General features: G+C 48.1%; 23 protein-coding genes. 10 read left to right on the forward strand and 13 right to left on the reverse strand.

Annotated features, from left to right (window positions below; all coding sequences use genetic code 11):
• Positions 1-17 precede the first annotated feature (17 nt).
• Positions 18-1,934, reverse strand: a complete 1,917-nt coding sequence (locus tag BUE76_RS14440) for a DUF3857 domain-containing transglutaminase family protein (RefSeq protein ID WP_073041111.1) — start codon at positions 1,932-1,934, stop codon at positions 18-20.
• Positions 1,931-3,928 (reverse strand): transglutaminase domain-containing protein, encoded by a 1,998-nt coding sequence (locus BUE76_RS14445; protein WP_083596399.1) that lies wholly within the window; start codon positions 3,926-3,928, stop codon positions 1,931-1,933. Before BUE76_RS14445 ends, BUE76_RS14440 begins: the two co-directional genes overlap by 4 nt.
• Positions 3,929-4,091: 163 nt before the next feature.
• Here BUE76_RS14445 and queG point away from each other — a divergent pair, with 163 nt between their 5' ends.
• Entirely contained in the window at positions 4,092-5,054 is a 963-nt protein-coding gene (queG, locus tag BUE76_RS14450) for a tRNA epoxyqueuosine(34) reductase QueG (RefSeq protein ID WP_245798317.1), read from the forward strand.
• A 57-nt stretch (positions 5,055-5,111) separates the two neighbouring features.
• On the forward strand, positions 5,112-5,606 hold the full coding sequence (locus tag BUE76_RS14455; RefSeq protein WP_073041117.1) for a CYTH domain-containing protein: 495 nt from the start codon (positions 5,112-5,114) through the stop codon (positions 5,604-5,606).
• On the opposite strand, the gene BUE76_RS14460 is transcribed toward BUE76_RS14455, so the two are convergent.
• The 10 genes from BUE76_RS14460 to BUE76_RS14505 all read right to left on the reverse strand — a co-directional run bounded on the left by BUE76_RS14460 (position 5,596) and on the right by BUE76_RS14505 (position 14,880).
• On the reverse strand, positions 5,596-6,162 hold the full coding sequence (locus tag BUE76_RS14460; RefSeq protein WP_073041119.1) for a hypothetical protein: 567 nt from the start codon (positions 6,160-6,162) through the stop codon (positions 5,596-5,598). The two genes, BUE76_RS14455 and BUE76_RS14460, sit on opposite strands and share 11 nt — an antisense overlap.
• A gap of 5 nt (positions 6,163-6,167) precedes the next feature.
• Positions 6,168-7,436, reverse strand: coding sequence for an LVIVD repeat-containing protein (locus BUE76_RS14465; RefSeq protein ID WP_143157232.1), 1,269 nt, complete (start codon positions 7,434-7,436; stop codon positions 6,168-6,170).
• A 91-nt stretch (positions 7,437-7,527) separates the two neighbouring features.
• Complete coding sequence (locus BUE76_RS14470) at positions 7,528-8,751, reverse strand: hypothetical protein (RefSeq protein ID WP_143313425.1); 1,224 nt, start codon at positions 8,749-8,751, stop codon at positions 7,528-7,530.
• Positions 8,752-8,815: 64 nt separating this feature from the next.
• Positions 8,816-9,382 carry an RNA polymerase sigma factor gene (locus tag BUE76_RS14475; protein ID WP_073041122.1) on the reverse strand — a complete coding sequence of 189 codons (567 nt, stop codon included), beginning with the start codon at positions 9,380-9,382 and terminating at the stop codon, positions 8,816-8,818.
• A gap of 75 nt (positions 9,383-9,457) precedes the next feature.
• A complete protein-coding gene (locus tag BUE76_RS14480; RefSeq protein ID WP_073041124.1) occupies positions 9,458-9,922 on the reverse strand; it encodes a hypothetical protein in 465 nt (154 codons plus the stop codon).
• A gap of 102 nt (positions 9,923-10,024) precedes the next feature.
• Positions 10,025-11,125: an ABC transporter permease gene (locus BUE76_RS14485; RefSeq protein ID WP_073041125.1), complete on the reverse strand. Its 1,101-nt coding sequence runs from the start codon at positions 11,123-11,125 to the stop codon at positions 10,025-10,027.
• A 171-nt stretch (positions 11,126-11,296) separates the two neighbouring features.
• On the reverse strand, positions 11,297-12,034 hold the full coding sequence (locus BUE76_RS14490; RefSeq protein WP_073041127.1) for a 3-keto-disaccharide hydrolase: 738 nt from the start codon (positions 12,032-12,034) through the stop codon (positions 11,297-11,299).
• Positions 12,035-12,037: 3 nt separating this feature from the next.
• On the reverse strand, positions 12,038-12,472 hold the full coding sequence (locus BUE76_RS14495) for a c-type cytochrome (protein WP_073041129.1): 435 nt from the start codon (positions 12,470-12,472) through the stop codon (positions 12,038-12,040).
• Between the two features lie 28 nt (positions 12,473-12,500).
• Positions 12,501-13,553: a sugar phosphate isomerase/epimerase family protein gene (locus BUE76_RS14500; RefSeq protein ID WP_073041131.1), complete on the reverse strand. Its 1,053-nt coding sequence runs from the start codon at positions 13,551-13,553 to the stop codon at positions 12,501-12,503.
• Between the two features lie 145 nt (positions 13,554-13,698).
• A complete protein-coding gene (locus BUE76_RS14505; protein WP_073041133.1) occupies positions 13,699-14,880 on the reverse strand; it encodes a Gfo/Idh/MocA family protein in 1,182 nt (393 codons plus the stop codon).
• Between the two features lie 236 nt (positions 14,881-15,116).
• Between BUE76_RS14505 and BUE76_RS14510 the strand changes: the two genes are divergently transcribed.
• From BUE76_RS14510 to BUE76_RS14535, 6 genes are all read left to right on the forward strand, one after another.
• Positions 15,117-16,409, forward strand: a complete 1,293-nt coding sequence (locus BUE76_RS14510) for an MFS transporter (protein ID WP_073041135.1) — start codon at positions 15,117-15,119, stop codon at positions 16,407-16,409.
• A 106-nt stretch (positions 16,410-16,515) separates the two neighbouring features.
• On the forward strand, positions 16,516-17,397 hold the full coding sequence (locus tag BUE76_RS14515) for a hydroxypyruvate isomerase family protein (RefSeq protein ID WP_073041137.1): 882 nt from the start codon (positions 16,516-16,518) through the stop codon (positions 17,395-17,397).
• A 104-nt stretch (positions 17,398-17,501) separates the two neighbouring features.
• Positions 17,502-19,181 (forward strand): GMC oxidoreductase, encoded by a 1,680-nt coding sequence (locus BUE76_RS14520; RefSeq protein ID WP_073041138.1) that lies wholly within the window; start codon positions 17,502-17,504, stop codon positions 19,179-19,181.
• Positions 19,182-19,307: 126 nt separating this feature from the next.
• The gene (locus BUE76_RS14525) at positions 19,308-20,765 is read left to right on the forward strand and encodes a Gfo/Idh/MocA family protein (protein ID WP_073041140.1); all 1,458 of its coding nucleotides are present in this window, start codon (positions 19,308-19,310) and stop codon (positions 20,763-20,765) included.
• Between the two features lie 90 nt (positions 20,766-20,855).
• Positions 20,856-21,416 carry a gluconate 2-dehydrogenase subunit 3 family protein gene (locus tag BUE76_RS14530; protein WP_073041142.1) on the forward strand — a complete coding sequence of 187 codons (561 nt, stop codon included), beginning with the start codon at positions 20,856-20,858 and terminating at the stop codon, positions 21,414-21,416.
• A 97-nt stretch (positions 21,417-21,513) separates the two neighbouring features.
• Positions 21,514-22,380, forward strand: coding sequence for a sugar phosphate isomerase/epimerase family protein (locus tag BUE76_RS14535; protein WP_073041144.1), 867 nt, complete (start codon positions 21,514-21,516; stop codon positions 22,378-22,380).
• A gap of 41 nt (positions 22,381-22,421) precedes the next feature.
• Here BUE76_RS14535 and BUE76_RS14540 read toward each other — a convergent pair whose 3' ends face one another.
• Positions 22,422-23,288 (reverse strand): sugar phosphate isomerase/epimerase family protein, encoded by an 867-nt coding sequence (locus BUE76_RS14540; RefSeq protein ID WP_073041146.1) that lies wholly within the window; start codon positions 23,286-23,288, stop codon positions 22,422-22,424.
• A 340-nt stretch (positions 23,289-23,628) separates the two neighbouring features.
• On the opposite strand from BUE76_RS14540, the gene BUE76_RS14545 reads away from it, so the two are divergent.
• Both BUE76_RS14545 and BUE76_RS14550 read left to right on the forward strand, forming a co-directional pair.
• A complete protein-coding gene (locus tag BUE76_RS14545) occupies positions 23,629-24,402 on the forward strand; it encodes a TerC family protein (protein ID WP_073041147.1) in 774 nt (257 codons plus the stop codon).
• 59 nt (positions 24,403-24,461) lie between these two features.
• Positions 24,462-25,025, forward strand: coding sequence for an NADPH-dependent FMN reductase (locus BUE76_RS14550; protein ID WP_073041149.1), 564 nt, complete (start codon positions 24,462-24,464; stop codon positions 25,023-25,025).
• Positions 25,026-25,130: the final 105 nt, after the last annotated feature.

Here is a 25,130-nt window from a genome sequence, read left to right on the forward strand (position 1 = left end):
TTCCTGATACAAGGTTATTATTCCTGCCGTACCAGCACTACCCTGCTGCGGTCGGCTTTATATACGGCATCCCAAAACTGCACCAGCTCAGGACCTTCAGTTGCGGGCACCCTAATTGCAAAGCGTTCTACTTTCCTGCTAAACTGCAGTTTGTTACCCGCCAATTGCACTGCAAATTGGTAAGTTCCGTATTTAGTATGCAAGGTCACCGGCTTGGGCATGGCTTCGGGCATGTACCCTTCGGGCAGTACCAGCTCCAGGCTATCCTCGTCGTGGTATGGATCATCAAAAACATAATCACAGGTACGGCTGGTATCCATGCTCATTTTCATTGTGCTTTGCGCCAGCAGGTTTGGTTGTATAAATATGCGTTTGCCACTGATGGTTGCAAAACGGGGAATATCGAGGTCCAGCACTTCATCCACTTCCGGAAGGCTGCCATGTTTTTGTTGGTAACTGAAGGCCGTTACCTCGTAAGATGGCAGGTCATATTCTTTATTTAGTTCTTCGATCACTTTTTGTTTATCCGGGTTCCGGGCCAGGGTCCTTTTTTCATCCTGCTGTATACCAGTATAGCGTGTATTGATCTTGAGTGTGAGGTTACCTTCTTTATCCAAACTCCCTTTCATTGACCTGAGCAAGAGGTTTTCGGCAAGGCCATACACGGGTGTAGGCACCAGTTTGCCCCCCTCTGGTGTAATGAGCAGGGCTTTACGGTTGCCCGTGAAATTGCTCATATAACCGGGTTCTTCTGTTTGGCTGGTACATTCCAGCCAGATGGTATCCTTGCCGTTGGGTACGCATAAAACGGCGTGGTTGAACTGGAAAGCCGGAAAATCTTCCATGATGCGGTGTGCATCGCGGCTACCCCCTGCTTTTACCAAGGCAAAGTGGGAGGTAATTCCAGCTTCCTTGAGCAGGCTATACATATAATTGGATAGTGCCTTACAATCTCCATATCGGTTCTTTGATACATAGGCTGCATCAAAAGGTTGCCAACCGCCAACACCTATCTGCACACTGATATAACGGGTGTTATTTTGCAGGTACCGGTATAGAGCAACAACCTGCTCCTGCTCACTTTTTGATTCTTTGCAGATCTCCTGCACCTGCAGTTTTACCTGTTCGGGTAACAGGTCCTTGCCAGCGTTGAGCTGGTGTTGAAAGCGCCCTAACTCCTGCCAGCTTTCCATGTTTCCTTCATAGCCCGCTACCTGGAAAATGGTTGGACCTATAAATACAACCGGCACCAACTCATACCAGGGCGGTGCTGCATAAGGCCTTATTACCGGTGCCTTTTGCTTTACCTCCCATTGGGTAATTTGACGTCCATTTTCCTGCCTGGTAGTGGGCGGCATGGATTGGTTATAAGTCTTAGTGCGCAGGGCATAACCAACAGGGTGCACCAGGGTAAACCTGCTTTCTTCTACGGCTACACCTTCTGCCTCCTGGGGTGTCCAGGGTTCGAAATAAAAGGTATGGTTGAAACGAATGACCACTTCGTAAGCAACAGTGTAAGGGTACTGGTGATAATCGAAGCTGTGGCGCTTTACCCGGCTGTCTTCGTATATACTGCTATTAGAAATGGCACTAACATCCTTTACATCTTTATTCCTAAAGGTTCTTATTTCCTTTCCGCTGGCATCCAGCAGGCGGCCTTCTATGCTTTTTACCTGGCGCAAACCATCATAGGACTCTTCCAGTTCGGCCAAGGCTGCCCCCTCTTCGTCCAGCACCGTATAAACGTATTTCTTGTGCAAAACCGTTTCTTTCGGGCTAATGATTTCAAAACGGATATCCTCCATCCTTTTTACCAGGTGGGCATTTTCTTTTAATGCAGGGGCAATGGTACTGGTGGGATATTCGCCGGCCTGTGCCGCCATGCAAACAAGGAGCGCTAACAACACCTGTGCGCTTAAAAATAAGTTCCTCATTTGGCTGCTTTTTTAAATACCAGTTGCTCGCTTTGTTTGGCAACAACATGTTTGAAAAACTCCCGGAGCATATCATATTCATCAGGGGAAAACCAGGTGCGTTTTATTTTGAGCACCATCTGCATGCTGACAACATTATTGGAGTAAGAAATCAAGTAATCTAGCGTCGCATCCCTGTCTTCGTTCATAGCCATTCTTATTTGCTTGGGCATTTCATCCAGCACATACCCTTCCGGAACGGTGATGTTGGCTGTGTAGGTTTTCTCAAATGCATAGGGCATTTCAACAGGATAGGAACGGGAGGCCGCTTTAAAAGGATTTTCAAAATACCGGTCACTAAATAAAGGATTGACATACAGGATATCCTCACCGTTCATCTTCAGGTCGAACTCACATTTGTATAACAAAACTGCATCCTTGTTGTCCAGCGAGTCAATCGTGATTTTATTGATTGTTGCTACCGATTCAAAATCAGTCTGCAATTCCTTTTCAAAAGCTTTTCTGCCCTTATCACTAATGGTTTCCCGGATGTTGAGCGACTGGTAGTATCCGGGGGCCTGTTGCAGCATGCCAACCCATTTACCACCCACATTGTTCAGGGCTACATAAGTCAGTTTGCGCTCCAGCAAAGAGTCGGGGGAAAGCTCCAGGGCCGTGCCTAAGCCATCAAGCTGCCGGGCCGCTCCATTGTAGCAATACGAAGGCATCCTGCCAAAACTTAAATGAGGCAGGGTGGCATCCAGCAAGGTTTCTTTTTCACCAAGCCTGGCCTTTGCTACCACATAATTGTATTTGCTCAATTGCGGGTAAACTACATTGGCCAACCCGTTATCCCTTGTGCTTAAGATTACGGGGTTGGCCTCCAGGCCAGCATGTCGCATCAGGGTAACAAGTAAAAGGTTAAGTTCGCAAACATTGCCCTTCCCGGTTTTTACCACGTTGCGCAAGCTTTGTTCTGCAAAAAGAGCCCGCCTGTCGGTACAGGTGAAATGATCCCTTACATAAGCAAAGATTTTTTGTGCCTGCTCCTGCTGGCTGGTCGTACCATCAAGGATTGGTTTTAAAATATCATCCAGCCAACCGTTGTTGGCATTTACCAATTTGCCAAAATCATCACGCTCCATGAGGTTTTTACTTACCGTAGGCCAATCGTTCAATATGGACTGGTGGCTTAAAGGTTCGCGGTAACCCGACAGCTGAAATTCAATCTTGGCAATATGATTTTCGAGCGTTGAGGTAAAATTTTCGTCCTTCAGTACGCCTACCTCTTTCATTACCCAACGGTATTCGCTTACGCCTGCACTGAAGGATTGTCTTTTAGAATCTATCCCATTGGATGTAACAGAAAAGAAGTCCACCCTGTCTTTTTTTTCTTTTATATGAAAGGGCACATATCCCTGTGCAAAAAACAGGTAGTCCATGAACTGCGGTACCGCAAACTGGTATTCACTCCAGAGCCTTGGTATACTTCCCTGGAACTCCCAGGGCATCAGAGAAAAATAGAAGTCGGAAAGAATGGTATATTCATATTCCACAATAGATCCTTCCTTAACGGCTGGTGCAGTAAAACGAACACGTTTCCGGTTTTTGTCTACCTGCTCTTCAAACACCTGGGATTTCTCCAGTTTGGTTTCTACCACCTTGCCATCTTCCAAATTATAGGTAGCACACTTCAGGTTTTGTAAACTGGTTTCACCGTCGTTGTCTTTGTACAGGGCAACCATTTCCTTGGCGTGGTCATAACCATCTTTTTTTAAGATATGTACCCTGCGCCTGTGGGTGTGGCGCATACTAAACCATCCTTTCTGGTTGCCTTCAATTTCGGTGCGGCCGTGATCAAATAAAATCACAGCACCCGCGCTGCTATCTACGGAATAGGCTTTAGCGGCAAAGGTGAGCGGATCGATTTTTCCAAACTTCGTAATGGGGCTGTTCTGGGCTTTACTGGACAAAAGGCACGAGAATAATAAAAAGGTAGTAAGCAGGTTTCGCATGCAGTGAGTTTTGTTAGTTAGTGGTCAGGGGATAATGATCAGCTTGCAAAATATTCCGTTTGTACAATCTTTCCTACATATGCTTTTAATTAGGAATGCATGGGCAACAAACTGCAGAACTCCGTTAACAGTTTATTCGGCCAAATAGCTAGAACTTTGCGTTGTGAATAAGGCACTACAAACGCGGATGGTGAAAGACCTGGCAAAGCAATATGGCTTTGACCAATGTGGTATTGCGCGTGCCCAGGTGTTGGATGAGGATGCCCGCCGGCTGGAGCGCTGGCTGCACCAGGGACTGCATGGAGGAATGCAGTACATGGAAAATTATTTCGATCTCCGGATTGATCCAACCAAACTGGTTCCCGGCGCAAAGTCGGTGATCACGTTTCTGAAAAACTACTACCCGCAGCAAACAGCGGAACACACAGCGACAAGGGTATCGAAGTATGCTTATGGCGTTGATTACCACACGGTAATTAAAAATGCATTGAAAGGCATGATGGCCGAACTGCAAACGGCAGTTGGCCAGGTGGAAGGTCGTGGATTTGTGGACTCTGCACCGGTTCTGGAACGCAGCTGGGCACAACGTAGTGGCCTGGGCTGGCTGGGCAGAAACGGCAACCTCATTACCAAGGACAGCGGTTCCTTTTTCTTCATCGCTACCCTCATAGTGGACCTGGAATTGGAATACGACGACCCATATGCCAAGGACTTTTGCGGGTCTTGTCGTAAATGTATTGATGCCTGTCCTACACAGGCCATTGGTCCGGATAAAGTAATCAATGGCAGCCAGTGTATCTCTTATTTCACCATTGAGTTGAAAGATGCGCTTATCCCCGAAGAGCAAAAAGGCCGTTTTCAAAACTGGATGTTTGGTTGCGATACCTGCCAGGATGTTTGCCCCTGGAACCGCTTCAGCAAGCCACACCAGGAAGCACAGTTCAACCCCATCCCGGAAATCCTCAATTTCACCACCCGCGACTGGGAAGCCCTGAGCGAAGAGGCTTTCCGGAAAATATTTAAGCAAAGCCCCATGAGCCGCGCCAAATGGAAAGGCATTCAACGGAATGTAAAATTCCTTCAGGACGAAAAGACCCTTATACTTTCCAATGAAAAGGAAGGATAACTCATTTGGAACGGAACTCCCTTATTTTATTCCCATCGTTTTTCGTAGCTATGCACCATGGGTGTAGAGATAGAAAGGAAGTACCTCGTCAACAAAGCTATTTGGAACAATACCGATAAAGGCGCCGGCGAGTTGTACAGCCAGGGCTATATGCTTACCACACCTGAAAAGACCATCCGGGTAAGGCTAACTGAAACAGGAGGGTTCTTAACCATAAAAGGCATTTCCGTGGGTGCCAGCCGCGCAGAATACGAATATGGTATTCCACAAACAGAAGCCAGCGAATTGCTGGCTGATTTTTGTTCCGGTGTAATAGAAAAGCGGCGCTACAAACTGGTGTATGCAGGCATGGTTTGGGAAGTGGATGAATTTATGGGAGCCAACGAAGGACTGGTGTTAGCAGAAATAGAACTTCCTGATGCAGACAGCATTTTTAGTCTTCCCCCCTGGATTGGTGTTGAGGTAACCGGTCAATTGCCTTACTACAATTCCTATATCTCGGAGCATCCCTATTCAACCTGGCCTGACCAGGAAAAAAATCCTACAATTTAATACCAGCCTTGAGCGAAATTCTCCGGTAAATGTATTTGTACGCAGTGTGGTAACCCGGGCAAGGTGCACGTACACATTGCACATCCATGTTTTCTTCCCATCCATAAGTTTTCCCGGAGTAACCCAGGCTGAATACAGGACCGGCAGCCCTTTTTCCTTTGAATTGGTATTGCAAACCTGCATCCCAGTACCAGCCGTTTTGCTCCGTAGCATATGCTCGTTGCAGGCTTTGCTCCGGCCAGGTAAAGCTGCGGCCACCATCGAGGTATACAGAAAAGCTGCGGTCCAAAACGGGTAAGCCATATTGCGCCTGTACAAATACCGGCACACTCCTGACGCCATATTTATCGATACCGGTACCCAGGCCTAATTGCCAGGGCCCAACAGCAATGCCGTTTACTGTTTGCACCTGGAAGGCCAAGCCTGCCTGCCCTTCCAAAAGGCCAATTTGGGTAACAGAGGAAAAGGAAATTTTATGCTGCCTTGCCAGGCTGCTGTCCTGTGCCTGCAACCAAACGAAAGGAAAAAGTAAAAGCAAAAGAATAAAAAGACGCATAGCAGTTAGTTGAGGTTGATTTTGCTGATTTGTTTGATTGCCTGCAGGTTGCTGTAATCAAACTGGAATATGCCCTGGTCGGATACAACCAGCGCGATTTTATCCTGTGCAATGACATCGTAAGTAGTACCCAAGCCGCCAATAGTTTGAACTAGTTTAGGGTCCCGCTCGTCCTGCACATCAAAAATTTTAAGCCCTGCCAAACCATCGCAAACAAAAAGCCTGTTGCCATCTTTTGAAAGGCCATGCGGGTTTTGCAAGGCGATGGTTTTTACCAAGAAAGGCGTTTGCAGGTTGTTGATATTGATTACATCCATTTGGTTGGAAGTGCCACCGCACATGGTACCGCCAGAACGTAGGGTTACATAGGCCGTAAAACCATCAGCAATTACAGGATCGCAACTGCGTACATGGCTAAAGGCACCCTGCCTTGCGGGGGTGGCTGGATTGCCCAGGTCAAAAATAAACATGCCGGTATTGGAACCTACAAACAACTTGTTCTGAAATGGATATATGGTTTCAATGCCCCACCCCAGGTTCTGGGTACTACTTTTAACCGGGTTGAGCGGATCGGTAACCTGGAAGGCCGAAAGTTCGGATTGTGTAACGGTATAGAGGTAATCATTCACCATTGTAAAGCGCGCCATGGAGCCCCCTACTCCATTCACTGGTGCTGCAGCTGCCGCATTTACAAAAACAGGACGGCCACCTGCATCAGCAACCATGCAATTGGGGCAACGCGACCATGTAGTATAAGTGGCGCAATCAACAATAGTGTCGCGCTCCACGTAATCAACGATCACCTGAACCGAGTCGGGGTTGGTTTGATTACCCCAGGAAACAAAGCCGTCGTTGAAAACTTTATTGCGGAACGTCACTGGCTTTGCCTCTGTCCAGTTACTGACCGGTATAACGGCCAGGTCGCTGTACGAATCAGCGTAGAGCACATTGTTGCGGATGGCAATATCTACATTGCCCAAGATATTGATAAACCCAAGTTTCCGCGGGCTTGCAGGATTGGTATTGTCAAATACATGAATGCCCTTCCACAGTTCGTTTACGAGCAGGTAAGCACCATACTGGTATATTTTGCCGGGCCGTTCCATCTTGCGGGCTTGCGTAAAACCCATCTCCTTACGCACCGAGCTAAGGCTTTTGTAAACGGGTTGGTAAATGGTGAACTTGTTGCGGCATTCATCTTTTAAACAACTGGTGAAAAGCAAGGGAAAGCAGAGCAGCACCAGTAGCTGTACAGGGTTTACACGGGTGGGCATAAGCAGGAATTTAAAAGCTGACAAGTTGTGCAACCTTTCCGTTGCACGGCGGAGTGTAAAGAATCGAATACTTATAAAGGAGTAAAACAAATTATTTAACCTGCAACTGTATACCGGCACCAAAGGATGCCAGATGGCGGTCATTGTATTTTCGGTTAGCCATTGGGGTAATATGGTAGCTGGCAAAAGGCCCGGCAAGCAACTCCCAATTTTTTGTCGCCCCTATCCTGTACTGCAGACCTGCATGTACTGGCAATTGCCATCTTTGTACAGCCGGCACTACTTCCCTGAAATAGGTTGTCCCCGGGAGATATTGCAAGGCTTTATTCCGGACCAGGTAACCCGGCGCTACTCCAGCCTGCACAGAAAGGGGAATACTCCGGACAGGTTTCAGTTCCAGGGCCAACGGAACACTGATCATTTGAAACTTGTTGTGGTAGGAACCCTGCCCGCCGTTGGCTTCGTACAATTCTATTGCGCGAAAGTTGGCATTACTGCTGGCACTAACTAAAACCTTCCTGCCTACGGCAACCTTCTGGGTGTACAACGCATACTGCAGCCCTGCCGAACCTTTCAACCGGCTGCTTATATTCTTTTTGAGAAGCACCCCTGCGGAAAGGAACGGTCCACCTGTGATATTTGCCTGCACATTGCCAAACACAGGATTATTGGAAGGTGATGGATCAGCAGCAAAATTGAGGCTTGCTGCACCTTGCATACCATCTGCACCCGCCCAGGAGCGGCCATATCTTAACTGAACAATCCATGCTAACCGGGTAAGTTGTTTCTCCACTTTTTTAATAGCCACTGTTTTGAACAGTGCGCTATCCGGCTGGCGATTGCCTATTGAATAAAACCTTTCTGCCGGTAAGGAAGATATGGCTTCAAAACTCTTATCGTTTTTTTCAATAGTCGATTCTAAACCCGCTGATTCAGAAAAAATATCCGTATTTGGTATAGCAGGTTCTATATTTAAAAATGCGATTTTGTTGGACAAATCACTGGATGATTTGCCCCGCATATATTTTGAATTTTCACCAACTTGAAACTCCTGATTGCTCGGCTGCCTGCCAGGATCATTTGTTTTAGCTGCACTGGTTTCAATTTGGTTTGCACGATTGCTTTCCTTCTTTGAGGTAATAGCATCTGCTGGCCGATTTATTTCCTTTTGCCTGGTATTGAGGCTTTCGTTTACCGATGTATTTCCCGCATTATACAACCATAGCACACCTGTAACACCCATTCCTACACCAAGGAAAGCAAGCCATAATACAATGCGCCGCTTTTTCCTGGGTGCACGAATCTTTGCCTCCACTTCCTCCCACACAGGTGGTGAAGGTGTGAAGGACAGCTCCTGCATTTTCTGCTGCACCGAGCGTTCAAATTCCTGATCGTGCATAGCTGCCTGGTTTATGGTCCAACATTTTTTTTTCGATCCAGGTTATAAGCAGGGCACGGGCACGGGCATACTGCGACCTCGATGTGCCTTCATGTATACCCAACATCTGCCCGATCTCCACATGAGTGTATCCTTCCACTGCGTGCAAATTGAAAATGGTTTGGTAGCCAACCGGCAATTGCCTGATCAGTTCTGCAAGTTCTTTTGCCTGCAGGCTTACCTGTGGGTCATCGGTGCTTACGGGGTGCAGGTGGTCCGATTCAAATGCCAGCTCCGATTGGTAGCGTACATGTTTTTTCAGGTAGTTGAGTGCCGTTGTCACCATGATGCGCCGTATCCAGGCGCCCAGTTCACCTGAACCCTTGTATTGGCTTAAGTATCGGTACACTTTTACAAAACCCTCCTGCAACACATCTTCTGCATCACCCATGGACTTGGTATACCGGTAACATACGCCCAACATGGGCCCGGCAAATCGGTCGTACAGCATTCGTTGGGCTGCCGGCCTATGTTTTAAACATTCCGCTACCAATTGGTGATCATCCATACAGCCCGGGGGTTAATGGGCTGACAATGGTTAGTTGCATATCGTTGCAGGCTGCCGTAAAAAAACATGAAAAAATTAGGGTGCCTGCTGCTGGCCTGCTTTGAGGTTGCGCAATCCCTGCTCCATCATGCGGCCATAAGTGCCTTCATAAAAAAGACTGCTGAAGCGGTGCCAGGGCAAAGGGGAAAGCTTGAAATCCATATACCATTGCAGCGTAAGCGAGTCGGCAGCACCAAATCGGTGCAGCTCCCAGCCATTGGAAACGGATTTGCCCGAGGCATGGGTTATATCCATAATCACCACTGAATCGTTTTGGGTACGCAGGGAAACTTTTTGTTTTGCAGGACTGCCATTGGCATATGCAGGGTGCCAGCTGGGCCACATTGCCGTATCCCGCACTTTTTTCAAAATAGCCGTATCATTTGGCGCAAAATTGATGGCTTTGGAAATGCGCACCTCCGAAGGCACGAGCTGCGCCATGAGGAAAAAGAGCACACCAAAAAATAAAAATGATAGCAGGGCCAGTTTGATGATACGCATATGCAAAGAAATAAAAACCGCTTTTAACCCTGTTGGACAGGAAGAGGGTTTGATAAAATGTGTGCATCCGATAACCTTAGCAAAGCTAAAGAGCATCTGCCCTTATTCCCACCGGAACACTTTGATGGCTACGGCATAAGCTACAATACCCCAGCCGGCAAGTACCGCCAGCTGCAACCCGCAATCGGTAAGGTGTGCGCCTTCAAAAGAAATTTTGCGCATGGCATCGTTGAAATGCGTGAGCGGCAATGAATAGCTGATAGGTTGCAGCCATACCGGGAAAACATCCACGTTGAAAAAGGTACCCGCCAACAGGAATTGGGGCAGGGTGATCATATTGGCAAAGGGCGGAATAGAACTTTCTGTCTTTGCCAACCCGCTTACAATAAAACCAAAACCCATAAACACCAGCAGGGCAAGAAAGGAAAGCACCATGATCTCCAGGAATGTAACCCAACCGTTGATCAGGGTAAAGCGGAAAGCAAAATAACCTAAACCAACAATGATGATGGCCGTAATCAACTGGAAGATCACCCTTGCAAGGCCTTCACCCAGCAGGATATATCCACGGCGGATGGGAGTAGCATAAAAGCGTTTGAGTACCAGTTGCTGCCGCAGGCTGTAAAACAAAAAAGCAACACCAAAAACACCGGCACTCAACAAGGAAAAGCCAAGCTGCCCAGGCAGGATAAAGTCAATGGTTCGGTATTCCCGCACCTGGTTAATCTGTGATTGTAGCTGGGCATAGCTGGCCTTATAAGGATTGCGTTCTTTGTCAATTTTATTAAGGGTATTCTCCAACAGGGGCAGGAAGGTTGCAATCTTATCACCACTGGCTGTTGTTGATGTAAACAGTACCTGGTAGGCAGCAGCACTGTCTTTTCCGGGGCTTACGGCAATAACACCCGTAATCCTGCCTTTTATCAAATCGGCATTCAGGGCGGCAGTATCGGCATAATCGACAAAGCGGATACCCCTTGCTTTGCGCAGGGATTGCACCACGGCATTTGTGGTATCACTACCGGGTTGCAGATATAAACGGTAAGAAGGTCCGCCATTGTTGCCTAGAAAGCCAAAAACTACAATCAGGATCAGTGGAAAAAAGATGCTGAACAGAACAGAAGAAGGGCTACGGAAAATGGCTCTCAGGCTACCTTTTGTTACGGCTAAAAGGGCCCGCAACTGGCTATATTGATCAGGCATTGATGTTGTTTGGTTCGCAAAAGTAGGTATTGGGAAGCCGCAGCAAGGGAAAATTTAAAAAGGGGTAAATTGATTTTCGGTTGTTTGTTGCTGGTTTGTTTCAGGGTATCATTTGGAGGCAATCAAAACTGGGTTCCTGCAGCTTGGCTTATGCCAAAATAAAAAGGCTCCTTAGAGCCTTTTTATTTTGATGTCTTTGAACCAGACTGCATCACCATGATCCTGTAAAGCGATATGTCCGCTCCGGTTTTTAGCAAATGCCTGCCAGTCCTTGAACTTGGAGCCAGCAATAAGGGTGTTCCAGTTATCGTCCCACATGGTGGTAGAAACGGTTTGTACTCCGTTCAGCGACAATTGCAGTTTACCCTTGTTCAGTACAATTTCTGCATGGTTCCACTCGCCTACTGGTTTTTGCGCTTCCTTGCTGGAAGCTACCAGGTCGTATAGGTCACCAGCCTTGTGTTTGTAAATTTTACCATCAGGGTGGCCCTGGTTATCTACTACCTGCATTTCAGGTCCGGTCAGGTAAGTGGCGTTGTATTTTCCCGGGTCGTCCTGCACCAGGAAGATCACACCGGAGTTAGCGTTCGGTGCAATTTTCCAATCCAGGCTCAGGTGAAAATTTTCGTAGGCTTCGTTGGAAACCAGGTCGCCACCTTCTTTATCTCCCAGGCTTTTTTTGGCCGCAGGATCAAAATGAATGGCACCATTATCAACACGCCAGGCTTTGCCCACACCGGTACCACCGTAAGTATGCCAGCCTTTGATTTCCTTACCATCAAAGAGCGGCTGCCAGTCTGCTCCGCTTTGCGCTGCATGGCTTCCTTGCTGGTTCATTGTGGTTTGCTTGCTGGAAGAGCAGGCGGCCAGCAAGGCCGCCGCCACTCCCAGGGTTAAGAGTTTGTGCATGCTTTATTTCTTTAGCAGGAGGATGTACTTAACTATGGTTTTTGCATCGTCTTTCGACAGTTGGGGGTGCGGGGTCATGGGTACCTGGCCCCAGTTGCCGGCGCCACCATTAATTACCTTGTCAGCCAGCATGTCCACGTCTTTTTCTGTGTACTTGGCTGCAATTTCACGGAAGGCAGGACCAACCAGTTTGTCATCCAGTTTGTGGCAGGTAGCGCAATCGCTTTTTGCTTCCAGGGCCAGGCCAGCCTGGTAATCGGGATTGGAAGAAAGGTCAACTACTGCGGGCTCGGTGCCGGTGGTTTGTGCGGCTTCACCCTGGGGTGCTGCAGTTTCAGCGGTTGTAGCCGATTCCTGAGTTGCGCCTTTTTCGGCTTCGTTCGAACCACAAGCTACCAACAGGGTAATCAGGGAAAGGGTTACCAATACTTTTTTCATGGTCTATTAATTAAGGTGTACGAAGTTACTAAATACCTAGCAGCGAACGATTGTATTCTTCACTGGAACCGGTACCTGCAAAATCATCAAATGTTTTATCAGTGGTGGGTATAATGTTGTTTTTGATAAACACGGCCCCTTCTTTAGCGCCAACTTCAGGATGTTTGAGTGCACACTCCCACTCCATTACGGCCCAACCGCTATAATCGTAGGCGGTGAGTTTGCTGAAAATGGATTTGAAGTCAACCTGTCCATCGCCAAGCGAACGGAAGCGGCCGGCACGTTCGACCCAACCCTGGTATCCACCATAAACACCCTGCTTACCCGAAGGGTTGAATTCAGCATCTTTTACATGGAAAGCACGGATGCGTTCGTGGTAGTGGTCGATATAAGCTAAGTAATCAAGGCACTGCAATACAAAATGGGAAGGATCGTACAACAGGCAGGCCCTTTCGTGGTTGTTAACTTCCTTCAGGAACATTTCATAAGTGACGCCATCATGGAGGTCTTCACCCGGGTGGATTTCATAACAGACATCTACACCTGCTTCGTCAAATGCATTGAGGATGGGCAACCAGCGGCGGCCCAGTTCTTTGAAACCTGTTTCCACCAAACCCGCAGGGCGTTGTGGCCAGGGGTATACTGTGGGCCATAACAGGGCTCCACTGAAAGTAGCGTGTGCATTCAGGCCCAGGTTCTGCGATGCCTTGGCTGCATATTTCAATTGTTGCACGGCCCACTCGGTGCGGGCTGTGGGATTGCCATGCAATTCTTTGGGGGCAAAGCCATCAAACATCTGGTCGTATGCAGGATGCACCGCCACCAGTTGTCCCTGCAGGTGCGTAGAAAGCTCCGTGATTTCAAGGCCACAACCATTGATCAGGCCTTTTAGATCATCGGCATAGGTCTTACTTTCCGCGGCTTGCTTCAGGTCTATAACCCGTGCATCCCAGGTAGGCAATTGCACGCCTACAAAACCCAGGGAAGCAGCCCACTCACAAATACTTTTTAAATCATTGAAAGGTGGCTGGTCGCCCAAAAACTGGGCAAGGAAAATACCGGGTCCTTTAATTGTCTTCATCTTGTATTTCTTTGAAAAGGGCAGCGGCTGCAAACTTTAAAAGGAAGCGTTGTACAATCAAGGTTAGATAAAAGATCTTGCCTTGCTTTAAAACAATCCTTTTAAAAAATGCATCCGCCGCCCTGAACTTTTTATGAATCGGATTCTAAGCAACAACAGCATGCTCCACGCTCACTTCAAACGTAGTCCACTTTTCATTGCTTTCGTGGCTGCGCACCACGTTATCAATAAAGGCCATGCCACGGATACCTTCTTTAACTGAAGGGAATTCTACCAGGCTGGTATCAACGGCTTCACCGTCCATTTTTGCCATGAGTGTGCGGGCGAAGTTGCGGTAAATATTGCCAAATGCCTCCAGGTAGCCTTCTGGGTGACCACCGGGTGTACGGGTGTTTGCCTTTGTGATATCGCTGGTGAAGGCCATGCCTGCGCGGTACACTTCGGTTGGTTTGTTCAGCCATTTTACCAACAGGGTATTGGGTTCCTGCTGGTGCCATTCCAGGCCGCCTTCTTCACCGTATATTTTAATGGACAGGTTGTTTTCCTCACCCGCAGTAACCTGGGAAGCGGTAAGTACACCTGTTGCACCGTTGTCGAATTGCAGCAGCACGCCACCGTCATCATCCAGGGCGCGGCCTTCCACAACAATATTAAGTGCAGCACACAGCTTGGTTACCTGTTGGCCGGTAATATATTCGGCAAGGTTGAATGCGTGGGTACCAATATCACCCATGGCACCTGCTTTACCGGAGCGTTTGGGATCGGTGCGCCATGCAGCCTGTGCATTGCCTTCCCGTTCGGAAAGCTTGCTCAACCAACCCTGGTGATAAGAAACGTAAACTTTACGGATCTTACCAAAAACACCATCTTTTACCATCTGCTTCGCCTGCTTCACCATGGGATATCCGGTATAGGTGTGGGTAAGGCAAAGTGTAAGGCCGGTTTCTTCAACTTTTTGCGCCAGTTGTTGTGCTTCGGCCAGCGAAACAGTGATGGGTTTCTCAATTACTACATGAAAGCCTTTGTCGAGTGCGGCCATTGCTGGTGCAAAGTGTGCGAAGTTGGGTGTAACGATGGTTACAAAATCCATGCGTTCGCCTTCAGGCAACTGGCTTTCTTTTTCCAGCATCTCCTCCCAATTGGTGTAGGTGCGGTTCTCGGGCAAAAAAAGCATGCGGCCGCTTTCAACAGCCGTTTCTGGATTGATGCTAAGGGCTCCGCAAACAAGTTCGATCAAACCGTCGGCATTGGCAGCAATGCGGTGAATGGCACCAATGAAGGCGTCCTTGCCTCCACCGATCATGCCCATTCTTAACTTTCTGTTCATCTTAATGGCATTTAGGTTTTCAGTATGTAAAGTGCATAAAAATCACTGAAAGGAATCAATTGCAATCGGTTGTTCAAAGGAATGTGGAAAAACTTGTATTTGAAGCATTTAATGCTTCAGGTTTTTAAAAATAAACTTTTACATTTAACCGCATAATTTTTCTTTCTAAACACTAACGTTTGCCTTTATGAAGCCTACTAAGTGCACCCAGCATTTGTATCCTCCGCTATTACCTACTGGTTTCCGCAGCATTCGAATTGAAAACTAAATTCAAAACTTATAACCAAATGAACGAGAACATTAACAAAAGTGCGTTGTTTAACGGAAGTTGCTTTGCACTCATCACAACAGCCTTTACCTTTTCAATCCGTGCAGGCATTCTCCCCCAGTTAGGTGAACAGTTTGGTCTTTCGGCCGAACAACTTGGATTTATCAACTCCATGTGGTTTTTAGGATTTCCTATTGCCATGATCATAGGCGGACTGGTGTATCACACTTTCGGTCCAAAGAGAATAATGTTGGTGGCACTTGTATGCCATACCCTCGGTATCTTATTAACCATTTTTGCCGGCGGTTATTCCACCTTACTCATTTCTACCTTATTTATAGGTATCGGTAACGGATGTACCGAAGCTGCCTGTAATCCTATGATTGCGGATATGTATTCGGGTGTAAAAATGCAAAAAATGCTTTCCCGTTTCCACATGTGGTTTCCCGGTGGCATCCTTATTGGTTCGCTCATTTCCCTTGCGATGACCAAGCTGGGCTTTGGATGGCAAGCGCAGATGTGGGTTACCCTGATTCCAACCGTTATTTATGCCGTTCTGTTTTTTGGAAAAACCTTTCCCAAATCGCAGATCGAAGAAGCAACCTCGCTGGCTAATAATTTTAAAGCCATGCTGAGCCCGGTGTTCATCTTCCTATTTTTTGCCATGGCGCTTACCGCCATTTCAGAGTTTGGTCCCAACCAATGGGTAAGCATCATTTTGGTTGCCAGTGGAGCCGAACCCTTGCTCATCCTTGCTTTGACCTTTGGTATAGCTGCAATAGGCAGGTATTTTGCAGGCCCCATTGTAGCGGCATTGGGCCAGACAGGGGTTTTGCTTGGCGGCGCCATCCTTACTGCTATCGGTATCTATTTGTTTAGTACAGTAACAGGACCTGCTGTTTATTTTGCTGCCATCATCTTTGCCTTGGGCATTTGTTATTTCTGGCCTGTAATGATCGGTTCTGTAGCACACAGGGTTCCCAAGAGCAGTGCATTGGGTATGTCGGTTGTGGGTGGTGTAGGTATGTTTTCAACCGCTATTTTCCAGCCCATCATTGGCGGCTGGATTGATAGTGCCCGGGTTGCTAATTCAAGTAAAGGCCTCACTGCAGATGCACTGGAATTAGCTACCGGACAGGATACGTTGATGAAGATGTTGACCTTCCCAATTATCCTGATCGTGCTGTTCACTATATTTTTCTTCTGGCAAAAAAGCTCCAAGCGGATTACAGAAAGTGAAATGACGATGGCGGTACATTGATCCCCTTTCGGACCGTTTAGCATGCATCAAAATTAGCGTGCTAAACGGTCAATTCATTTCAATGAGTTGCTCTTTTGCTGTCATATGTGCTGTATAATTCATCCACATGGCCCACTATCATCGTAGAGAACTAATCAAGCAACTTGTAGCAGGTGGCTTTGCCATGGGAGCATTGCCATCTTTGGCTGCCACCTTGCCCTTCTCCCCTAAAAATGAAACCAAGTTGAAGAACAACATCAAACATTCCGTTTGCCGCTGGACCTACGGCTTTATGCCCCTGGAACAATTGTGCACCACCATCAAAGAAATTGGTTTTAGTGCCATTGACCTGGTGGGACCTGGTGACTGGGCTACTTTGAAAAAACATGGCATCCATTCTTCTATGTGCAATGGCGCGGAAATTAGCCTTACCGAAGGCTGGAATGACCCGCAATACCATGGCAGGCTAGTAGACAACTACCTGAAGCATATTGACCTTGTGGCCGATGCCGGTTACCAGAACCTGATCTGCTTTAGCGGCAACCGCAAGGGAATGGATGATGCCACCGGCTTAAAGTACAGCTCGGATGGATTGAAAAAGATCATGTCCAAGGCTGAAAAAAGAGGGGTTACCATCATCATGGAGCTGCTTAACAGTAAGGTGGACCATAAGGATTATATGTGCGATCATACCGCATGGGGTGTAGAACTGGCAAAAAGTATCGGATCACCCAACTTTAAACTGCTTTATGACATCTACCATATGCAGATTGACGAAGGCGATGTGATCCGCACCATCCAGCAGTCGCATCCCTACATAGGGCATTACCACACCGGAGGCGTACCCGGCCGTCACGAAATAGATGAATCGCAGGAACTGTTTTACCCGGCTATCATCAAATCGATTGTTGCTACAGGCTTCAAAGGCTACCTGGCCCAGGAGTTCATCCCTGTTGCAACCGACAAAGTGGCCTCCCTGCGCAAAGCCATCAGCATCTGTGATGTATGATTTGGATGGGCACTGATCGATAATTGGCTATACATTGTCTTTAGAACCGTCTTTTTTTCGAAGAACAAAACTTTTCAAACAACCTCCATTTAAATAGCGCTACTATGGCTGACAATGTTTTTGACGCGATTGTAATTGGCTCAGGAATCTCGGGTGGCTGGGCTGCCAAAGAGCTAACTGAAAAAGGTCTTAAAACCATCATGCTGGAACGAGGCCGCGATATCCCCCATATTAAGGGATACGTAAATGCCAATAAAGAGAGCTGGGAGTTTCCGCACCGCGGAGGCCGTACCCAGCAGATGATACAGGATTATCCCGTGCTGAAGCGCGACTACCCACTGAACGAGGTAAACCTCGACTATTGGGTAAACGAAAAAGAAAGCCCCTACACCGAAACCCAGCGTTTCGACTGGTACCGGGGTTACCATGTTGGTGGCCGCTCCCTCATGTGGGGCCGCCAGAGCTACCGTTTTTCCGACCTGGATTTTGAAGCCAATGCCAAAGAGGGTGTGGGCGTAGACTGGCCCATCCGTTATAAGGAAATTGCACCCTGGTACAGCTATGCAGAGAAATTTGCAGGCATCTCGGGTTCCCGCGATGGGTTCCCTACCCTACCCGATGGTGAGTTCCAAAAGCCCATGGACCTGAACTGCGTGGAGAAAGATGTGGCCGACCGCATCAAGCAACAGTATAAAGGACAGCGGATCATGACCATTGGCCGGGTTGCCAACATTACGGAGCCGCTTCCCGGCCGCTCCAATTGCCAGTACCGCAACAAATGCTGGCTGGGTTGTCCTTTTGGTGCTTATTTCAGCACCCAGTCGGCCACCCTCCCTGCTGCGCAAAAAACCGGCAACCTCACCTTGCGCCCCTGGTCCATTGTTACCGAAATTCTGTACGATAAGGATACCAAGCGTGCAAAAGGCGTTCGCATTTTAGATGCGCAGAACAACAAAACTTACGACTATTTCGCAAAAATCATCTTCCTCAACGCATCGGCCATCAACTCGGCATGGGTCCTGATGAACTCCGCTACCGATGTATGGGATGGGGGTTTGGGCAGCAGCTCCGGTGAGCTGGGTCACAACCTGATGGATCACCATTTCCGCCTGGGTGCATCCGGTATTGCCGAAGGTTATGATGATAAATACTACTACGGTCGCCGGCCAAACGGTATTTATATCCCCCGCTTCCAGAACTATGGCGATGACAAGCGCGATTACCTGCGTGGCTTTGGTTACCAGGGTAGCGCCAGCCGTCAGGGCTGGAACCGCGATGTAGCCGAACTAACGCTTGGTGGCGACTATAAAGATGCCCTGAGCGAACCCGGCCCATGGACTATGGGTATTACCGCCTTTGGTGAAATCCTCCCTTACCACGAGAACAAGGTGACCCTGGATAAATCCAAAAAGGACAAGTGGGGCTTGCCCGTGGTCAATATTGATGCTTCCATCAAAGACAACGAGCTGAAAATGCGGAAGGACATGACAGGCGAAGCCGTTGCCATGCTGGAAGCTGCCGGTCTGAAAAATGTGAAGTCTTTTGACAACACCTATTATATGGGACAGGGCATTCACGAAATGGGTACCGCACGTATGGGCCGCGATCCCAAAACATCGGTACTTAACGGCAACAACCAGGTTTGGGACGCGCCCAACGTATATGTTACCGATGGTGCTTGTATGACTTCGGCGGCTTGTGTTAACCCATCGCTGACCTATATGGCCCTTACCGCACGGGCAGTTAACCATGCCGTAGGCGAAATGAAAAAATTGAATGTTTAAGTAAGAAGGGAATTGGGAATTAGGAAATGGTGCTTAGGAAAAAAATTTACAGTCACCATGCACAATGAGTAATACCCAATTCCCAATACCTTTTACCTAATAACCCATTCCCCCAATACCACAACCATGAACGAAAAAAAGGTAAACCCTACAAATGAAAACTCCCGCAGGAGTTTCATTAAAAATTCCTCGCTGGCTGCTGCTGGTTTCTTTATTGTTCCCCGTCATGTATTGGGCAGGGGCTTTGTTGCACCCAGCGACAAACTCCTGATCGCCGGTATTGGTGCGGGCGGTAAGGGCGAAAGCGACATCAACAGTTTTTACAAAAGCGGCAAAGCCGAAATCGCATACCTGGTAGACGTGGACGACCGCCGGGCCGCCACTACTGTCAAGCGTTTTCCCAAAGCCAAATATTACAAGGACTGGCGGGTGCTATTTGAAAAAGAAGCCAAAAACTTCGATGCCGTTTCGGTGTCCACCCCCGATCACAACCACGCTGCGCCCACGCTTGCTGCCATGCAGCTGGGCAAACATGTGTATGTTCAAAAGCCGCTCACCCACGACATTTACGAAGCCCGGGTGCTCACCGATGCCGCACGCCGGTACAAGGTGGTAACCCAGATGGGCAACCAGGGGGCTTCGGGCGATGGCACCCGCCAATTGAAAGACTGGTACGAGGCCGGCCTGATCGGCGATGTGCACACCATCTATTCCTGGACCGACCGCCCTGTATGGCCCCAGGGATTGCAATGGCCAACCGGAAAGGCCGAGGTACCCAAGGAACTGGATTGGGACCTTTGGTTGGGAACGGCGCCTTACAAGGATTATGTTGACAAATTGGTGCCTTTCAACTGGCGTGGCTGGTGGGATTATGGTACCGGTGCACTGGGTGATATGGGATGCCATATGCTGGAACCAGCCTTCCGTGTGCTGGACCTTAAATACGCCAGGGATGTACAGGCTTCTGTAGGCTCGGTTTACGTGGATGAATTCAAGCGGGGTTATTTCCCGGAGAGCTTCCCGCCTTCCAGCCATGTAACCCTTACTTTTCCCAAAACGGCCAAAACCAAGGGTGATGTAACCGTACACTGGATGGACGGCGGCATTCAGCCTACACGCCCTGATGAGTTGGGACCCAACGAAGTGTTTGGCGATGGCGGTAACGGTACCCTCTTTATTGGTACCAAGGGAAAGATGATGTGCGGTACTTATGGTACCAACCCACAGTTGCTGCCCACCACATTAACCAAAACCACGCAGGTAAAACAAGTTGACAAAAGGGTTCCCGGCAGCGCTGAAGGCCACTATGCACAGTGGGTGGAAGCCTGCATAGCAGGGCATGGCAAAATGGAAGTGAGCTCGCCCTTTGAAGTGGCAGGACCGCTCACCGAACTGTTGCTCATGGCCAACCTTGCCATCCGTGCCCACGACATCCGCAAGCCCGCCGAAAACAATCGCTTTACCTATCCGGGTCGGGGTCTTAAGCTGGTTTGGGACAACAACCAGATGAAGGTTACCAACTTCGACGAGGTAAACCAGTGGGTGAAACGCGAGTACCGCCAGGGCTGGAGCCTAAAAGCATAAGGAATGATTGCTGATCGCTGATGTTTTGATCTCTGATCCTACAAACATCAGCGATCAACGATAAACAATGGACTTTTAAAACACAATAACGTGAACAGAAGAGACGCTGTACAAAGAATAGCCCTGCTCATGGGAGGCGCAATGATTGGCAGTACCGCCATTCTTACCGGCTGTAAATCGGAAACCGGCAAACCCACCGAATGGACGCCTGAAGACATCGCCTACCTCGATGAGATTGCCGATACCATCCTCCCTACCACCAGCACACCCGGCGCCAAGGCGGCCAAGGTGGGTCAGTTTATGACCGTTATGGTGAACGACAGTTATGAAGAAAAAGACCAGAAGGTTTTCCGCGAGGGCATGGAAAAACTGAACGAAGCTGCAAACGACAAGTACGACAACGATTTTATAAAGCTTACCCCGCAGCAACGTACCGAGTTCCTCACTGCGCTGGACAAGGAAGCTAAAGATTATGCAAAGAACGCCAAGGAAGGTTCTGACCCGCACTATTTCCGGATGATGAAAGAACTGACCCTGCTGGGTTATTTTACTTCGGAGATCGGCAGTACACAAGCCCGCCGCCATGTGCCGGTACCCGGCCGCTTCGATGGCTGTATCCCGTACAAAAAGGGAGACAAGGCGTTCACTTAACTAGATATTATCAGGTAGTTCAAAATAGCAGGTTGATTTTGGATCCATTCTATTTTGAACTACCTCCTTTCCAATCTTAACCTCCTAATCACCACTTATGTCATACAACCGCAGGGATTTTCTTAAATCCGCCTCCGTACTTGGCTCAGGCTTACTCCTTTCCTCAATTGGTTCCAAACTGCTGGCGAACAGCGCGGCCACTACCCCTTTTGGATTACAGCTGTATACCCTCCGGGATGTACTGCCTAAAAATGTAAAAGGCACCCTGGCCATGGTTTCCCAGTTTGGCTACAAACAAATAGAAGGCTATGAAGGTGCCCAGGGTATTTTCTGGGGGATGAAAAATACCGAGCTGAAAAGCTACTTAGATTCCCTTGGGCTGACTATGGTTTCTACCCATACCAATATCAACAAGGACTTTGAGCAAAAAGCCGATGAGGCCGCAGCTATTGGTATGAAATACCTGATTTGCCCTTACCTGGGTGCGCAAAAGAACCTGGATGAGTACAAGAAGGCTGCTGATAACTTCAACAAATGCGGCGATATCTGTAAACAAAGGGGAATGCGCTTTGCCTACCACAACCACGATTATACCTTCAAACCCACCGAAGGTCAATTGCCGCAGGACATATTGCTGCAAAGCACCAATCCTGAAACGGTAGACTTTGAAATGGATATGTACTGGGTGGTAAATGGCGGTCACGACCCCATGGCCTGGATGAAAAAATATCCCAACCGTTTTAAACTTTGCCATGTTAAAGACCGCGGTGAGGTTCCGGCTGGTTCCAACAAGTTTGAATCGGTAGATCTTGGAAAAGGAAATATTGATTACAAAATGATCACCCAGGAGGTAAAAAAACTGGGTATGGAATATTTCATTGTAGAGCAGGAAGCCTATGCCGGCACCACGCCTTTGGAAGCGGCAAAAGCAGACGCAGCGTACATGAAGAAACTTAGCATCTGAAGCAATTAAAAAAGGTGGCTCCGGCCACCTTTTTTAATTGCTTATTTCTGCACGGTATCCAGGCTTTTAAGGTATTGTATGCTTAAAGGCACCTGCACTTCGGCCCTTGAAGATTCATCTTCTATAAAATAGTGGCGGATACCAATTTTCCATGCGGCCTGCATAATGCCACGGATATTTACATCACCGGTACCCAGCACCACATTGGTTTCAACACTTGCATCGGGGTAAGTATTGTTTTTTGTGCCTTTTTCACGATCCTTAAGGTGAAGGGAAACAAAGCGCCTGGGCATTTTCTTCAGCCATGCCACCGGGTTTTGGCCGGCATGCTGAAACCAGAATACATCCATCTGAAAGTTTGCATAGCGCGGGTCCATATTTTTCACCAGGTAATCGAAGAATGTTCCTTTGCCATAAGGCTGAAACTCGTAGCTGTGCGGATGGTAGGCAAAGCTAAGCCCCGCCTCTTTCAACACCTTTCCGGCACGGTTGAATACAGTAACGGCTCGCTGGGCATCTTCAAAGGTAAAAGTTTTGTTCTGATGGGGAATCCAAAATGTTACCACGTATTTAGCGCCATAAAAGCGCGCCTGCTCAGCCACCTTTTCGGGCGCTTTTTCCAAGTCTTCAAAACCGGCACCATAACTCACCAGTTCCAAACCCTTTTCCCGTAACAATTGCCGGTAGACTTCAGGGTCCAGGTTGTAGCTGCCACCGCCCTCAATTTCCTTTATACCCAGTTCCTTTACCCTTTGAAGCGTACCCGGAACGTCCTTCTTAAACAGGTCGCGGAAACTATACAACTCCAAACCTATTTCAGGTTGCTGTGCCTGCGCACATATTGGTGTTACTCCCAGCATCAGGTTGAACAAGAATAGGCTGAGTAAAGGGGCAAGCAATTGTTTCATACCCTAATATAAAGAAGCGGAGGCATATACTGGTTGGCGCATTTGTATGGGAAGGTTTTTCCTCAGCAATCAAGGAATAACAGCCATGGTGAAATGCTTACGAAAGGGTTAGTTGCAATTGGTAATAAAGTAAAAAAGCGCTTTAGTATAAAGGCCTTTCAAGAGCAAACAATACTAAGAGCCAATCTTTAAGGAGCAAAACATAGCCATACGCTTACTTTACACTTTCAATGGTGCGCAACCGTTTGCCATAATAGCCAACCGGCAAATTCCTGTTGCTTATCCATCTATCTTACGCTGGCATGAATCTATTGCACTTGCATCTGCAAAATAAAAGCACATGACCCTACTAGTTGATCTGTCCGTATTTAGCGATCCCGGTGTTTGGACTGCCTTATTAACCCTTACTGTCCTGGAGATCATTCTTGGTGTGGACAATATCATTTTTATTTCCATTGTATCCAACAAGCTGCCTGCCGCACAGCAACCCCGGGCACGTACCCTGGGGTTACTGTTTGCCATGGTATTCCGCATAGTATTGCTGCTGGGCATTACCTGGCTGATTGGCCTTACCAAACCTGTGTTTACCCTGGGCTTTATCAAAGATGAAGGGCAGCCCCTTGGCATCAGTTGGAAAGATTTGATCCTGATTGCAGGGGGTATCTTCCTGGTATTTAAAAGTACCCTCGAAATTCACCATAAACTGGAAAAGAAGGAAGCGCAGAAAACAACGGTAGCCCCCTCCTCTTTTAATGCTGTGATTGTTCAAATTGTGGCGGTTGATGCCGTATTTTCATTTGACTCCATCCTTACCGCTATAGGTTTGGTTGATAATGTCCTCATCATGATCGCGGCGGTGGTGATTTCAATGACCGTAATGTTGTTCTTTGCCGGTCCCATATCCAACTTTATCAACAAGCATCCAACCCTGCAAATACTTGCCCTTGCATTCCTGATCATGATTGGCGTAATGCTGGTAGCTGAAGGTTTTCACCAGCATTTCAATAAAACCTATATCTACACCGCTATTGCTTTTAGCCTGATAGTTGAATTGATTAATATGCGGCTGCGGAAAAATCATCCGCCCGTTGAGCTCAACAATGACCAGGTTTAAGTGTTATACCCCCTTACAGGCTGGAATGTGTGACATTTGAGCCGCCATAAAACGTTGAAATGAAAATTGAAATTATATCAGGCAGCCCCAGGGCCAACAGCAATTCTCACCGGGTAGCCCTTTTCCTGCAGCAACAGATCAGCCAGCAAAGCGATGCGGAAGTAGGCCTGGTTGATCTTAGGGAGCACCACCTGCCGCCCATGCAGGATGTTTTTCGTACAGCAGCCGACGCCCCTGAGCACCTGCGCCCGCTCGCGGAACGTTTTTTTGCCGCTGACGCCTTTGTGATCGTGACGCCGGAGTACAATGGTTCCTACTCGCCTGCCATGCAAAACCTGTTTGACCATTTTCCCAAACAGCACCATAAAGCTTTTGGCCTGGTTACAGCCTCTACCGGCTCGTTGGGTGGCATGCGGGCAGCCATGCAACTCCAGCAGTTTGTGCTGGCCATTTTTGGCAATCCATCCCCTTATATGCTGATCATTCCACAGATGGACAAAAAATTTGACGCGGCAGGTACCCTCCTCGACCCTGCCTTTCAACGCAACACCGATCTTTTTGTACAGGAGTTTTTATGGCTCGCTGGTCGCCTTTCCCATGTGGATGTAGGTGCCGGCGTGTAAGCCGAAGTTCACCAGAAAAGCCAATAATGGGCTGGTTGCCAGGTACAACCGGCTTTATGCAAGTCCAATTCAGCCACTCCGCAGGGGTGGCTTTATTTTTTTACT

Source organism: Cnuella takakiae, from assembly GCF_001953305.1.
Lineage (GTDB): Bacteria > Bacteroidota > Bacteroidia > Chitinophagales > Chitinophagaceae > Flavisolibacter > Flavisolibacter takakiae.

Bases quoted from the DNA above. Each gene is read 5' to 3' on its own strand.
- BUE76_RS14440 (WP_073041111.1), bottom strand. From the start codon at position 1,934: ATGAGGAACTTATTTTTAAGCGCACAGGTGTTGTTAGCGCTCCTTGTT.
- BUE76_RS14445 (WP_083596399.1), bottom strand. From the start codon at position 3,928: ATGCGAAACCTGCTTACTACCTTTTTATTATTCTCGTGCCTTTTGTCC.
- BUE76_RS14455 (WP_073041117.1), top strand. From the start codon at position 5,112: ATGGGTGTAGAGATAGAAAGGAAGTACCTCGTCAACAAAGCTATTTGG.
- BUE76_RS14460 (WP_073041119.1), bottom strand. From the start codon at position 6,162: ATGCGTCTTTTTATTCTTTTGCTTTTACTTTTTCCTTTCGTTTGGTTG.
- BUE76_RS14465 (WP_143157232.1), bottom strand. From the start codon at position 7,436: ATGCCCACCCGTGTAAACCCTGTACAGCTACTGGTGCTGCTCTGCTTT.
- BUE76_RS14475 (WP_073041122.1), bottom strand. From the start codon at position 9,382: ATGGATGATCACCAATTGGTAGCGGAATGTTTAAAACATAGGCCGGCA.
- BUE76_RS14480 (WP_073041124.1), bottom strand. From the start codon at position 9,922: ATGCGTATCATCAAACTGGCCCTGCTATCATTTTTATTTTTTGGTGTG.
- BUE76_RS14485 (WP_073041125.1), bottom strand. From the start codon at position 11,125: ATGCCTGATCAATATAGCCAGTTGCGGGCCCTTTTAGCCGTAACAAAA.
- BUE76_RS14490 (WP_073041127.1), bottom strand. From the start codon at position 12,034: ATGCACAAACTCTTAACCCTGGGAGTGGCGGCGGCCTTGCTGGCCGCC.
- BUE76_RS14495 (WP_073041129.1), bottom strand. From the start codon at position 12,472: ATGAAAAAAGTATTGGTAACCCTTTCCCTGATTACCCTGTTGGTAGCT.
- BUE76_RS14500 (WP_073041131.1), bottom strand. From the start codon at position 13,553: ATGAAGACAATTAAAGGACCCGGTATTTTCCTTGCCCAGTTTTTGGGC.
- BUE76_RS14505 (WP_073041133.1), bottom strand. From the start codon at position 14,880: ATGAACAGAAAGTTAAGAATGGGCATGATCGGTGGAGGCAAGGACGCC.
- BUE76_RS14515 (WP_073041137.1), top strand. From the start codon at position 16,516: ATGGCCCACTATCATCGTAGAGAACTAATCAAGCAACTTGTAGCAGGT.
- BUE76_RS14520 (WP_073041138.1), top strand. From the start codon at position 17,502: ATGGCTGACAATGTTTTTGACGCGATTGTAATTGGCTCAGGAATCTCG.
- BUE76_RS14525 (WP_073041140.1), top strand. From the start codon at position 19,308: ATGAACGAAAAAAAGGTAAACCCTACAAATGAAAACTCCCGCAGGAGT.
- BUE76_RS14535 (WP_073041144.1), top strand. From the start codon at position 21,514: ATGTCATACAACCGCAGGGATTTTCTTAAATCCGCCTCCGTACTTGGC.
- BUE76_RS14540 (WP_073041146.1), bottom strand. From the start codon at position 23,288: ATGAAACAATTGCTTGCCCCTTTACTCAGCCTATTCTTGTTCAACCTG.
- BUE76_RS14545 (WP_073041147.1), top strand. From the start codon at position 23,629: ATGACCCTACTAGTTGATCTGTCCGTATTTAGCGATCCCGGTGTTTGG.
- BUE76_RS14550 (WP_073041149.1), top strand. From the start codon at position 24,462: ATGAAAATTGAAATTATATCAGGCAGCCCCAGGGCCAACAGCAATTCT.